General features: G+C 55.9%; 11 protein-coding genes. 1 reads left to right on the top strand and 10 read right to left on the bottom strand.

Going from position 1 to position 12,220, the window contains the following annotated elements:
* Position 1: 1 nt before the first annotated feature.
* The 8 genes from ugpE to livK all read right to left on the bottom strand — a co-directional run bounded on the left by ugpE (position 2) and on the right by livK (position 8,284).
* Positions 2 to 847 (bottom strand): sn-glycerol-3-phosphate ABC transporter permease UgpE, encoded by an 846-nt coding sequence (gene ugpE / locus BV390_RS21135; RefSeq protein ID WP_046853388.1) that lies wholly within the window; start codon positions 845 to 847, stop codon positions 2 to 4.
* Positions 844 to 1,731, bottom strand: a complete 888-nt coding sequence (gene ugpA, locus BV390_RS21130; RefSeq protein WP_032690419.1) for a sn-glycerol-3-phosphate ABC transporter permease UgpA — start codon at positions 1,729 to 1,731, stop codon at positions 844 to 846. Before ugpA ends, ugpE begins: the two co-directional genes overlap by 4 nt.
* A 107-nt stretch (positions 1,732 to 1,838) precedes the next feature.
* Positions 1,839 to 3,155, bottom strand: coding sequence for a sn-glycerol-3-phosphate ABC transporter substrate-binding protein UgpB (ugpB, locus tag BV390_RS21125; protein WP_032696918.1), 1,317 nt, complete (start codon positions 3,153 to 3,155; stop codon positions 1,839 to 1,841).
* A gap of 285 nt (positions 3,156 to 3,440) precedes the next feature.
* Positions 3,441 to 4,154, bottom strand: coding sequence for a high-affinity branched-chain amino acid ABC transporter ATP-binding protein LivF (gene livF / locus BV390_RS21120; protein WP_094898159.1), 714 nt, complete (start codon positions 4,152 to 4,154; stop codon positions 3,441 to 3,443).
* 2 nt (positions 4,155 to 4,156) lie between these two features.
* Positions 4,157 to 4,924: a high-affinity branched-chain amino acid ABC transporter ATP-binding protein LivG gene (livG, locus tag BV390_RS21115; protein ID WP_032690417.1), complete on the bottom strand. Its 768-nt coding sequence runs from the start codon at positions 4,922 to 4,924 to the stop codon at positions 4,157 to 4,159.
* The gene (gene livM / locus BV390_RS21110) at positions 4,921 to 6,198 is read right to left on the bottom strand and encodes a branched chain amino acid ABC transporter permease LivM (protein ID WP_032690416.1); all 1,278 of its coding nucleotides are present in this window, start codon (positions 6,196 to 6,198) and stop codon (positions 4,921 to 4,923) included. Before livM ends, livG begins: the two co-directional genes overlap by 4 nt.
* The gene (gene livH, locus BV390_RS21105; protein ID WP_004868550.1) at positions 6,195 to 7,121 is read right to left on the bottom strand and encodes a high-affinity branched-chain amino acid ABC transporter permease LivH; all 927 of its coding nucleotides are present in this window, start codon (positions 7,119 to 7,121) and stop codon (positions 6,195 to 6,197) included. The genes livM and livH overlap by 4 nt, the downstream gene beginning before the upstream one ends.
* Before the next feature lie 53 nt (positions 7,122 to 7,174).
* Entirely contained in the window at positions 7,175 to 8,284 is a 1,110-nt protein-coding gene (gene livK, locus BV390_RS21100) for a high-affinity branched-chain amino acid ABC transporter substrate-binding protein LivK (RefSeq protein ID WP_032696920.1), read from the bottom strand.
* A gap of 422 nt (positions 8,285 to 8,706) precedes the next feature.
* Here livK and panM point away from each other — a divergent pair, with 422 nt between their 5' ends.
* Positions 8,707 to 9,096, top strand: coding sequence for an aspartate 1-decarboxylase autocleavage activator PanM (gene panM, locus BV390_RS21095; protein WP_032690414.1), 390 nt, complete (start codon positions 8,707 to 8,709; stop codon positions 9,094 to 9,096).
* 410 nt (positions 9,097 to 9,506) lie between these two features.
* On the opposite strand, the gene livJ is transcribed toward panM, so the two are convergent.
* Positions 9,507 to 10,610, bottom strand: a complete 1,104-nt coding sequence (gene livJ, locus BV390_RS21090; protein WP_094898160.1) for a branched chain amino acid ABC transporter substrate-binding protein LivJ — start codon at positions 10,608 to 10,610, stop codon at positions 9,507 to 9,509.
* Between the two features lie 257 nt (positions 10,611 to 10,867).
* Positions 10,868 to 12,112, bottom strand: coding sequence for an aromatic amino acid transport family protein (locus BV390_RS21085; RefSeq protein ID WP_085397311.1), 1,245 nt, complete (start codon positions 12,110 to 12,112; stop codon positions 10,868 to 10,870).
* Between the last annotated feature and the right edge of the window lie 108 nt (positions 12,113 to 12,220).

Here is a 12,220-nt window from a genome sequence, read left to right as displayed (position 1 = left end):
TTTATTTCTCACTGTCCACTAAACCACGCACAAACGCCCGCTGCATGGCTAAAACGATAACGACCGGGGGAATCAGCGTCAGCAGCATCGCGGCCATCACCTGATTCCACTGCGTGGTGCCTTCTCCGGTGGCGATCATGCCTTTGATACCCGCCACTGCGGTGCCAAGATTGACATCCTGAATAATCAACAGCGGCCACAGATATTGGTTCCAGCCGTAGATAAAGGTGATAACAAACAGGGCCGCGAGATTGGTTTTCGACAGCGGCAGCACGATGTCGCGGAAAAAGCGCATCGGTGAGGCGCCATCGATACGCGCCGCTTCAATCAGCTCGTCCGGCAGGGTCATAAAGAACTGGCGGAACAGGAAGGTGGCGGTCGCCGAGGCCATCAGCGGTAGCGTCAATCCGGCATAGCTGTCGAGCATCTTCAGATTGGCGATCACTTCCACGGTGGGAAAGATACGTACCTCAACCGGTAGCATCAGGGTAATAAAAATCATCCAGAAGAAGAGGTTACGCAGCGGAAAGCGGAACCAGACGATGGCGAATGCGGAGAGCATCGACACCACGATTTTGCCCACCGTGATGCCAAAGGCCATGATGAAACTGTTGAGCATCATCAGCCAGAATGGCGCGCTGTTCACGCCAACGCCCTGGGTCCAGATGGTCGCCATATTTTCCAGCAGATGTCCGCCGGGAATCAGCGTCATCGGCGTCTCAAAAACGGCTTTGTTATCCAGCGTCGCGGCAACAAACGCGACATACAGCGGGAACAGGATCACGGCGATCCCCGCAATCAGCATGGTGTGGCTGAAAAGCGTCAGCCCGCGACGGTTCTCAATCATTGGTAGCGCACCTTACTTTCAACGTAGCGGAACTGAACGACCGTCAGCACAATCACCAGCAACATCAGAACCACCGACTGGGCGGCGGACGCCGACAGGTCGAGCCCGGCGAAACCTTCGCGATAGATCTTATAAATCAACGTAGTGGTTGCCTGTACCGGGCCGCCGGCGGTGGCGGCATCGATCACCGGGAAGGTATCGAAGAAGGCGTAGACCAGGTTGACCACCAGCAGGAAAAAGCTGACCGGCGCAATCAACGGCAGCGCCAGTTTAAAGAAGCGGCGAATCGGCCCGGCGCCGTCAATGGCGGCAGCCTCAACCAGCGAGCGCGGGATCGACTGCAACGCAGCGAAGAAAAACAAAAAGTTATAGCTGATCTGCTTCCACACCGAGGCAAAGACCACCAGGAACATCGCCTGGCCGCTGTTCTGCGCATGGTTCCAGTCGTAGCCCATCTCGCCAAGGAAATGGGTTATCAGCCCACGACCGGGGTTAAAGAGGAAAATCCACAGTACCGCCGCCACCGCTGGTGCTACGGCATAGGGCAGCAGCATCAGGGTTTGATAAAAGCGACTGCCGCGCACGACATAATCCACCAGCGCAGCAAAGAACAGAGAAATCATCAGCCCGCTGAAAGTCACCAGGCTACTGAACTTGATGGTGGTCCAGAACGAGTCCAGATAGTACGGGTCGTGGAACAGGGTCACGAAGTTGTCCAGGCCAACGAACTGGCTGGAAAGACCAAACGGATCGACGCTCTGTAGTGAGTACCACAGCGCTTCGCCCGCGGGCCAGATAAAGAAAATAATGGTGATAATCAGCTGCGGCGCGACCAGCACATAAGGCAGCCAGCGCGAGCGGAATACCGGACGGGATGATGACATAGATGGACTCTTTTCCAGAAATCGCCGGGTGGCAGCTTCGCCTTACCCGGCCTACACATGGCACGTCGTCGGCCCGGTGAACATAGCGCCACCGGGCATTTCAACTATTACGATTTAGTTGATTGCTCGAAGCGGCGCAGCAGTTGGTTACCACGTTCTACCGCTGAATCCAGCGCCTGTTGTGGCGTCTTCTTCCCGGTCCACACGCTTTCCAGCTCCTCATCCACAATGGTGCGGATCTGCGGCATGTTGCCCAGACGCAGCCCTTTGGTGAACGGCAACGGCGGCTTGTTCAACATCTGACGAGTGGCAATATCGGCGCCGGGATTCTTATCATAGAAGCCCTGCTGGCGGGTCAGGTCATAAGCGGCGGTGGTAATCGGCAGGTAGCCGGTTTTCTGATGCCATTCCGCTGCGATTTCCGGTTTAGCGAGGAATTCCAGGAATTTCGCCACCCCGGTGTAAGTCTCTTTATCTTTACCCTGCATCACCCACAGGCTGGCCCCGCCGATAATGGCGTTCTGCGGCGCACCCTTCACGTCGGCGTCGTACGGCATCATCCCCACGCCGTAGTTGAACTTCGCGTACTGGCGGATATCGGCCAGCGAACCGGAAGAGGCGGTGGTTATCGCGCAGTCCCCGTTATAGAACTTCTCGGTAGACTCATCTTTACGCCCGAAGTAGCTGAAATCACCCTTCTTGTTCATCGCTTCCAGCATGGCGATATGCTTGACCTGCTCCGGCTTGTTGAACTCCAGAACCGCATCAGTCCCGTCGAAGCCGTTGTTTTTGGTCGCCACCGGCAGGCCATGCCAGGCGCTGAAGTTTTCAATCTGAATCCAGCCCTGCCAGCCGCTGGCATAACCGCACTTCATCCCGGCAGCTTTCAGCTTATCGGTATAGGCCGCCAGCTCTTGCCAGGTTTTCGGCGGCTGATCCGGGTCTAAACCGGCTTTTTTGAAGGCATCTTTGTTGTAGTACAGCACCGGCGTGGAGCTGTTAAACGGCTGGGAGAGCAGATGACCACTTTTGGAATCGGTGTAGTAACCGGAAACCGTCGGGACGAACTGCGATTCATCAAACTTGATACCCGCATCGCTGAACACCTGATACACCGGCTTAATGGCTTTCGAAGCCATCATTGTCGCGGTACCCACTTCATAAACCTGAAGGATCGCCGGCGCATTGCCGGTACGGAATGCCGCAATGCCGGCACTCAGGCTCTGTTCATAGTTACCTTTGTACACCGGCGTAATTTTATAATCCGGATTGGCCGCGTTGAAACGTTGCGCCAGAGAATCAACTTCTTTACCCAACTCCCCTTCCATGGAATGCCAGAACGGAATATTGGTCACTGCCAACGCCTGACCGGCACATGCCAGGCTGAGCGCCAGTCCTAAAGCTGTATGTCGTAACGATATCATCGGTTATCTCTCTTGTTGTTCCAGATGCGCGATTTCACGCGTTTTATGTTCGCGGGGGTAACATGACATGCTCGAATTACAGAAAAATAACTTTTTTATTACAAAAAAAAGATAGTAACGCGTCAGAGAGATGGCAAGACGATGAAGGATTGGAGACAGGAAAGTGGGAGCTGAGGCACGTATAGGGGGTGGAACGGTTCCCGGGGTCGGCGCAGGCGCCTCGCCCGGGTGATGAGTGCAGTTTGTCGCCCGGCCAGACCAGGCGCCGCCGGGGAAAATAACGAATTAGCCGCCCAGATAGGCGCTACGCACCGCCTCGTTAGCCAGAAGCCGCTCGCCGGTGTCTTCCAGCACGACGTGACCGTTTTCCAGCACATAGCCGCGGTCAGCCAGCTTCAGCGCCTGGTTGGCGTTCTGCTCGACAAGGAAGATAGTCATCCCCTGTTCGCGCAGCTGTTCGATGGTGTTGAAAATCTGCTGGATGATGATCGGCGCCAGTCCCAGCGAGGGTTCGTCAAGCAGCAGCAGGCGCGGCTGGCTCATCAGCGCCCGACCAATCGCCAGCATCTGCTGCTCGCCGCCGGACATGGTGCCCGCACGTTGAATACGGCGTTCAAGCAGACGCGGGAACAGTTCGTAAACCCACTTAATACGGCTCTGGAACTGGTCTCGATCGGCAAAAAAACCGCCCATCGCCAGGTTTTCTTCAACGGTCATACGCGAAAAGACGCGCCGCCCTTCCGGGACAATCGCCACCGCTTCACGCATGATTTTTGCGGTCTGCCAGTCGGTAATATCTTTCCCATCAAAGACCACTTTTCCGCTGGAAGCCCGCGGATCGCCGCACAGGGTACCCAGCAGCGTGGTTTTCCCCGCGCCGTTGGCACCGATCAGGGTCACGATTTCCCCCTGATTAATATGCAGACTGACGTTATGTAGCGCCTGAATCTTGCCGTAGTGGGCGCTTACGTTGTCAAAAGATAACATCACTTTTTCCATACTTATGCCTCACCAAGGTATGCGCGGATCACGTCCGGGTTATTGCGGATCTCTTCCGGCGTACCGTTAGCCAGCGGCGTACCCTGATTGACCACATAAATACGATCGGAAATGCCCATCACCAGCTTCATATCGTGCTCAATCAGCAGGATGGTGGTGTTGTGATGACTGCGCAGCTCGGCGATCAGCTCGTCCAGCTCTTTGGTCTCTTTCGGGTTCAGACCCGCAGCGGGTTCATCCAGCATCAGGATTTCCGGCTGGGTCACCATACAGCGGGCAATCTCCAGACGCCGTTGGTCGCCATAGGCCAGGTTACTGGCCTGGCGGTTAGCATGCTCCAGCAGGCCAATACGCTCCAGCCAGGTCGCGGCGCGATCCAGCGCTTCGCTCTGCGCGCGGCGGAAGGACGGGGTTTTCAGCAAGCCGGAGAAGACCCCGGTTTTCAGCTGCTGATGTTGCGCCACCAGCAGGTTTTCAATCACCGTCATTTCGCGGAACAGACGCACGTGCTGGAAGGTACGGACCACGCCCATCCGGGCGATCTGCTGTCCCGGCAGCCCTTCCAGGTGCTGATCGCGCAGCATGATGGTCCCGCCGGTCGGCTTATAAAAACCGGTCAGGCAGTTGAAGACCGTGGTTTTCCCGGCGCCGTTAGGGCCAATCAGCGACACGATCTCCTGCGGGCGCAGCTCCAGCGACACGTTGTTGACCGCCAGCAGGCCGCCAAAGCGCATCATCAGGCCGCTGACGGATAATAATGGCTGACTCATGCCTGCTCTCCTTTCGCCTGACCTTTTTTCAGCTTCAGCTGCGGACGCGTCATCGGCAGCAGACCCTGCGGACGCCAGATCATCATCAGCACCATCAAACCACCCAGCATCAGCATGCTGTATTCGTTGAAATCACGCATCAGCTCGCGCGATACCACCAGCAGCACCGCGGCGAGAATGACCGCAAACTGCGAGCCCATCCCACCCAGAACCACAATCGCCAGCACGAAAGCCGACTCGGCAAAGGTGAAGGATTCCGGGCTGACAAAGCCCTGGCGCGCGGCGAACAGCGTACCGGCAAAACCGGCAAACGCGGCGCTGATGGTAAAGGCGGTCAGCTTGATGCGCGTCGGGCTAAGGCCCAACGAGCGGCAGGCAATTTCGTCTTCACGCAGCGCTTCCCACGCGCGGCCCAGCGGCATACGCAGCAGGCGGTTAATCACAAACAGCGACAGCACCACCAGCAGCAGCGCCACCAGATAAAGGAAAATCACCCGATCGCCCGGGTCGTACTTCAGGCCGAAGAAGTTACTGAAAGTATCCCAGCCGCCTTCACGGGCGCTGCGGCTAAACTCAAGGCCAAACAGCGTCGGTTTTGGAATCTGGCTGATGCCGTTGGGACCACCGGTGATTTCGGTGTTATTAAGCAGCAAAATACGCACGATTTCGCCGAAGCCAAGCGTGACGATCGCCAGATAGTCGCCGCGCAGACGCAGCACCGGGAACCCCAGCAGGAAGCCCGCGGCGGCGGACACCAGCCCTGCCAACGGCAGACAGGTCCAGAAGCCAAGACCGTAATAGTGGTTCAGCAGCGCAAAGGTGTAAGCGCCGATGGCGTAGAAGCCGCCATAGCCCAGCACCAGCAGACCGGACAGCCCCACCACCACGTTCAGCCCAAGACCGAGAATGATATAGATCATGGTCAGGGTGGCGATGTCCACCGTCCCGCGCGACACCATAAACGGCCACGCCACGGCGATAACCAGCAGCGCTATCAGGAACAGCTTCTGCTTGACCGTCGAACCGTCGATAGCCGGCATAACAAACTTCGGCCCGGAGACGTTTTTCAGGGTTTTCTGGAACAGCGGACGCATCAACTGGAAGAAGAAGACCACCGCGGTGCCGATGAAGATCCACTGCCAGCGGATATCGGCGGCGGTATCCACAACCAGTTTGGTGCCATCCAGCTCCAGCTGTACGCCCATAAACACGCCAGCCAGGACAAAGAACATCGCCGCAGACAGCAGCGACATAGCAATATGCATCGGTTTCATACTTTCTCGACCTCCGGGCGACCCAGAATGCCGGTAGGCATCACCAACAGCACCAGAATCAACAGGGCAAAGGAGACGACGTCTTTATATTCCGTGCTGAGATAGGCAGACGAAAGCGCTTCGGCAATACCGAGGATCAGACCGCCGATCATCGCCCCCGGGATACTGCCGATCCCACCCAGTACCGCAGCGGTAAAGGCTTTCATCCCGGCCATAAAGCCGATATACGGGTTAATAACGCCGTAGAACTGGCCCAGCAGTACACCTGCTACCGCCGCCATTGCCGCGCCGATAACAAACGTCAGGGCAATCACCCGGTCGGTATTGATACCGAGCAGGCTCGCCATTTTGAGGTCTTCTGCGCAGGCGCGGCAGGCGCGGCCCATGCGTGAATAGCGGATAAACAGCGTCAGTGCCAGCATCGCCACAAAAGTCACGACCCAAATCACCAGCTGCATCGTGGTGACGGTCGCGGCGAAGTTTTCGCTGCTGCCGATAATCCACTGGCCGTTAAACAGACTCGGCAGCGCGATATCGCGCGAACCTTCCGTCAGGCTGACGTAGTTTTGCAGGAAAATGGACATCCCGATGGCGGAAATCAGCGCAATCAGACGCTTGGAGCTGCGCACCGGCCGGTAGGCCACGCGTTCAATGCTCCAGCCGTAGGCGCTGGCGATAATAATCGCCCCGATAAACCCGGCGGCCACCAGCAGCCAGCTGGTATCAATCCCCATCATCATGAGGGCGGCGATGATCATGAAGGAGACGTAGCTGCCAATCATGTATACCTCGCCATGGGCGAAGTTAATCATGCCGATAATGCCGTACACCATCGTATAGCCGATGGCGATCAGCGCATAGGTACTGCCCAGCGTGACGCCGTTAAACATCTGCTGCAGAAAGTAGAGAAACTGCTCGGACATAAGGTAACCTTTTTCATGCCGCCCGCTTCACGCGGGCGGTGGGATAACGCATCTTATTTTGCGACAGAGGATGATCCATCCGCATGCCACTGGAAGACACCAAACTCAAATCCCTTCAAATCGCCTTTTTCGTCCCAATTCAGCGGCCCAATCACGGTTTTCGCTCCGTGAGCTTTCAGATCTTTGATTAAGTCCAGCGGCTCCTGGCTGCTGCTTCTGTCCATCGCCTGCGCCAATGACTGCACGGCGGCGTAGGTGATCCAGACATACGGACCGCTCGGATCTTTCTTCTCTGTTTTCAGCGCCTCAACGATAGCGCTGTTCGCCGGATCCTGGTCATAGCGTTTCGGCATTGTTACCAGCATGCCTTCCGCTGCTGCGCCGGCAATATTTGACAGCGACGCGTTGCCAACACCCTCAGGTCCCATAAAGACAGTTTTCAGCCCCACGGAGCGAGCCTGACGCAGCATCTGCCCCATTTCAGGGTAGTAGCCGCCATAATAAACGAAGTCGATATTTTCTTTTTTCAGGCGTGCCAGCAGCGCGGAGAAATCTTTCTCCCCCGCGGTGATGCCATCAAAGAAGACGATATTGGCGTTGCCTTTCTTCAGGCTCTCCTGGACGGATCTCGCCAGACCTTCGCCGTACTGCTGTTTGTCATGGATGATGGCGATACGCTGCGGTTTCACTTTTTCCAGGATGTATTTGGCGGCGGTCGGCCCCTGTGCGGAGTCCAGGCCAGCCGTACGCATGATGTACTGATAGCCGCGCTGGGTCAGTTCCGGGTTCGTCGCGCCCGGAGAGATCATCAGAATGCCTTCATCTTCATAGATATCGGAGGCAGGCTGGGTAGAAGAGGAGCACAGATGGCCGATGACGTACTTGATGCCTTCATTAACAATTTTGTTCGCTACCGCAACGGCCTGTTTCGGGTCGCAGGCATCGTCGAACTCAACGCCAACCAGCTTATCGCCTTTAATTCCGCCCTGCGCGTTAATGTCTTTAATGGCCTGCCGCGCGCCGTTGAACTCCATGTCGCCCCACTGAGCTACCGGACCGGACATCGCGCCGACGACGGCGACTTTAATATCCTTAGCCATGACCGCGTGAGACATCGTCAGTGCAACGAATCCCGCAATAATGGTTTTTGCGTTCCTTTTCATGCTTCAGAACCCCGTTCGTGATGTGGTGTAAATATTTTGTATTTTTATGGTTAAAAAGCATTCTGTGCTTTTATTAAACAACGCTACTTTTACCATTATCTTTAATGGTTTAGCGATGTTTTTTGCCTGAATTGAGATTAAAATCTCTATTTTTCAGGCGATTAAGCAAAGATAATATTCTGTATTAAAGCGAAGATAAACAAAAAAAAGTCCTCTTCACAGCATAAAATAACGATACATAAGGCGGAATAAAACGCTGCACATTAGGTTAAAATTCTGCTTATTTTTCGATCCATGACGGATTGCTCTACTCTGCGCTCATCAAAAGAACGAATCCCCTAATGAATGGATAAAAAACAGCGCCCCTTCCGACAGCAAATTTGGGTACACTGCCCCATCCGTTTTGACTGGACTTGTCGCGCATGAAACTGACCATTATTCGATTACCGCTTTTCAGCGATCAGGATCGCATCGACTTAGGGAAAATCTGGCCGTCGCAGGATCCCGACGATATCCCTCTGGACGATCGTCACCGAATTTACGCCGCCCGCTTTAACGAACGTCTGCTGGGCGCCGTGCGCGTCACGCTACGCGGCAATGAAGGCGAGCTCAGCGCGCTGTGCGTACGCGAAGTCACCCGTCGGCGCGGCGTCGGGCAATATTTAGTCGAAGAGGTGCTGCAGGACAATCCGCAGATCGAGCGCTGGCGGGTCAGTAATGCGGGGGTGGAAGATAACGCGGTGATGTCCGCCTTTATGCAGGCGCTGGGTTTTAGTGCGCAGCAGAGTGGTTGGGAAAGAGCGCTCCGGTAAACGCCGCATCGCCAGAGGAAAATCCCGGATTACGGCGTAAACGCCTTATCCGGGCTACCTCTAACCGTTTCCCCGGTAAGCGGTGCGCCACCGGGGAAATTCCGGGTTGCGGCGTAAACGCCTCCCCCGGCGACCTCTAACCGTAGCCCCGGTAAGCGGAGCGCCACCGGGGAAATCACCGGGTTACGACATCAACGCCTCCCCCGGCGACCTCTAACCGTAGCCCCGGTAAGCGGAGCGCCACCGGGGAAATCCCCGGGTTACGACATCAACGCCTTCCCCGACGACCTCTAACCGTAGCCCCGGTAAGCGGAGCGCCACCGGGGAAATCCCCGGGAGCTGACATCAGTAACTGACCGGGGTTGAAGAACGCCGCCAACGAACCTGCGGCGCGAGAGGCGAAGGTTAAATTATTTGGCGTCGGTTGCCGTACCATCAGCATGCCAGGTAAACACGCCGAACTCGAAGCCTTTCAGGTCGCCTTTCTGATCCCAGGAGAGCGGCCCCATAACGGTATCTACAGAGTTGGCCTTCAGGTATTTCGCGATCGCCGCCGGGTCTTCGGACTGATTCAGGCCAGCCTGCAGCGACTGAATTGCCGCGTAGGTTGTCCAGACGAAGGCGCCGCTCGGATCCTGTTTCTTCGCCTTAATCGCGTCCACAATCGGTTTGTTCGCCGGGACCTGGTCGTAGTTCTTCGGTTTCGTGACCAGCATGCCTTCCGCAGACTGACCGGCAATGTTAGACAGGGAGACGTTGGCGACGCCCTCCGGTCCCATAAACTGCGTTTTCAGACCTGCCGCGCGGGACTGACGCAGAATCTGCCCCATTTCCGGGTGGTAGCCGCCGTAATAGACGAAGTCGATATTTTCTTTCTTCAGGCGCGCAACCAGGGTAGAGAAATCTTTCTCCCCGGCGGTGATGCCGTCAAAGAACACCACGTTGGCACCGCCCTTCTTCAGACCATCCTGCACCGCACGCGCCAGACCTTCACCATATTGCTGTTTGTCGTGAACGATAGCGATGCGCTGAGGTTTGACCTTCTCGATAATGTATTTCGCCGCCGTCGGCCCCTGGTCAGAATCGAGACCGGTGGTACGCAGAATCATTTTATAGCCGCGTGCGGTCAGCTCCGGCGCTGTCGCGGCCGGGGTAATCATCAGAACGCCTTCGTCTTCATAGATATCGGACGCCGGCTGGGTAGAGGACGAGCACAAATGGCCGATAACGTACTTAATGCCATCGTTAATCACTTTGTTGGCGACGGCCACCGCCTGTTTCGGGTCGCAGGCATCATCATATTTAACGATCTGCAGCTTGTTACCTTTGATCCCACCCTTCGCGTTAATATCGGCAACCGCCTGCTCAGCACCGGTAAACTCCTGGTCACCGTACTGGGCCACCGGGCCAGACATCGCGCCAACCACGGCAATTTTGATATCTTCCGCAAACGCGGCATTGCTCATAATCAAGGCGATACATCCTGCCAGCAGCGCTTTACCCTTCATGTTCATCCTGAGGCTCCCCATTATTATGGTTTTTTGCATTTGTTGTGATGTTGTTTGTTAGCGCATTATTCTAATTAAAGTCATAAAAAAAGCATATGACGTCTACTTTGAGGTCTGCCGCCTGCGCTTTTGCAGCACACTATGCTAAACATACCGCCATTCAGGAGAATTTGAAATGACAAAATTGCGGGTTATGTAACAGATAAGTGACAAATAAAAAACCGCGTCAGGATGAACCGGACGCGGTGGAGTCAGGCGCCAGATTACCAACCGGCGGGCAGGTAGCCCAATGCGGAAGCTATCGCGTAAACGGCGCTACAAAGGTAAAGCAACACAATGAAGGTCTGGATCAGCGGATGGGTTATCAGCGCCGGACAGGTCCAGCCTGGCGTGATATCACCGCGCTGCCGGGCACCTTTGAGCATCAGAATCGGCATGATGGATAAAATCACGCCGCTGAAGACGCCGGCAAAATAGAGTGCATTCACAAACGACACCATGCCGCTGTACGCCAGAATAAATGGCGGGATAGCCACGACAGTCAGCACGATCAGGCGCTTGAGCGGTTGTTCATCGTTGCCCAGGCGGAACTGATCGAAAATATTCGTCAGGAAGCTTCCCCCCAGACCCCAGTAAGAGGTCAGCATCGCGCACAGGGCAAACAGGTTAGCCGAGAAAAAGGCCCACTCACCGAGCGCTCTGCCCCAGGAAATCGTCGCCACGTCGGAAATATTATCCAGACCGCTCAGGGCGATTACCGACAGCGGGACCAGCGCCAGCAGGCAGAAAGTCAGCCCCATTCCCACCATAATCGCTTTCGGCAATTTCTCCGGCTTATCCGCAAACCCGCGGGCCATTTCCGGAACGATATACTGCGCCGAGAAGCAGAATGCGACCACGTTGAACACCGGCACCATATACAGCCAGTTGCCGTCGAGCAGATAGCGAACCTGGGCCGTCTCTTTGAGCAGCGTCGCCGCCACCAGCACGGCGATCATGACCACCATGCCGATACTGATGAATTTCTCACCCCGCCCGATGGCCTTCAGCCCGAGATAAAGTACGCCTGCCGCCGGGATAAAAAAGAGCGCACTCCCCAGCGCCGGAGAGATACCGAACAGCGAATGCAGCAGCTTACCGCTTCCGGTCATATAGGCCGTCAACGCGCCGATGCTGTTCACGCAAACGGACAGGAACATCATCAGCGCCCCGAAGCGCCCGACATAGCGATGCGACAGCCCACTCAGCTGTAAATGTTTACGGGTGCGCAGCGTCGATTCCGCGACATACAGCATGGTGACCGTCGTCAGGCTGCCGACCACCACCAGCCAGAACAACAGCGGTAAAAAGCCGGCCTTGCTGGACGCATAGGCGATAGACAGAACCCCGGCACCGATATTGGTGCCGACGATCATTGAGACCCCTTCGACGAAACTAAGGGATTTTGCAGGTACAGCGGTACGCTCCCGGCTCGTCAGAACCGAGGAAAAGGTGGAATGTTCAGACATAATATTTAATGAGATGGTCACTCCCTCCTTCCCAGTACTATGCTGAGGACAGGCTTTCATTCGGAGAACCATCATGGAAAACATTGCGCTTATTGGTATCGATCTGGG

Source organism: Klebsiella sp. YJ (assembly GCF_002108615.1).
GTDB classification, from domain to species: Bacteria; Pseudomonadota; Gammaproteobacteria; order Enterobacterales; family Enterobacteriaceae; genus Klebsiella; species Klebsiella planticola.
Note: the sequence above shows the minus strand (reverse complement) of the source record. Positions and strands in the feature narration are given on the sequence as shown.

Coding starts and splice junctions, on each gene's coding strand:
- panM (WP_032690414.1), top strand. CDS start 8,707: ATGAAACTGACCATTATTCGATTACCGCTTTTCAGCGATCAGGATCGC.
- livG (WP_032690417.1), bottom strand. CDS start 4,924: ATGAGTCAGCCATTATTATCCGTCAGCGGCCTGATGATGCGCTTTGGC.
- livK (WP_032696920.1), bottom strand. CDS start 8,284: ATGAAAAGGAACGCAAAAACCATTATTGCGGGATTCGTTGCACTGACG.
- BV390_RS21085 (WP_085397311.1), bottom strand. CDS start 12,112: ATGTCTGAACATTCCACCTTTTCCTCGGTTCTGACGAGCCGGGAGCGT.
- livH (WP_004868550.1), bottom strand. CDS start 7,121: ATGTCCGAGCAGTTTCTCTACTTTCTGCAGCAGATGTTTAACGGCGTC.
- ugpE (WP_046853388.1), bottom strand. CDS start 847: ATGATTGAGAACCGTCGCGGGCTGACGCTTTTCAGCCACACCATGCTG.
- ugpA (WP_032690419.1), bottom strand. CDS start 1,731: ATGTCATCATCCCGTCCGGTATTCCGCTCGCGCTGGCTGCCTTATGTG.
- livJ (WP_094898160.1), bottom strand. CDS start 10,610: ATGAACATGAAGGGTAAAGCGCTGCTGGCAGGATGTATCGCCTTGATT.
- livF (WP_094898159.1), bottom strand. CDS start 4,154: ATGGAAAAAGTGATGTTATCTTTTGACAACGTAAGCGCCCACTACGGC.
- livM (WP_032690416.1), bottom strand. CDS start 6,198: ATGAAACCGATGCATATTGCTATGTCGCTGCTGTCTGCGGCGATGTTC.
- ugpB (WP_032696918.1), bottom strand. CDS start 3,155: ATGATATCGTTACGACATACAGCTTTAGGACTGGCGCTCAGCCTGGCA.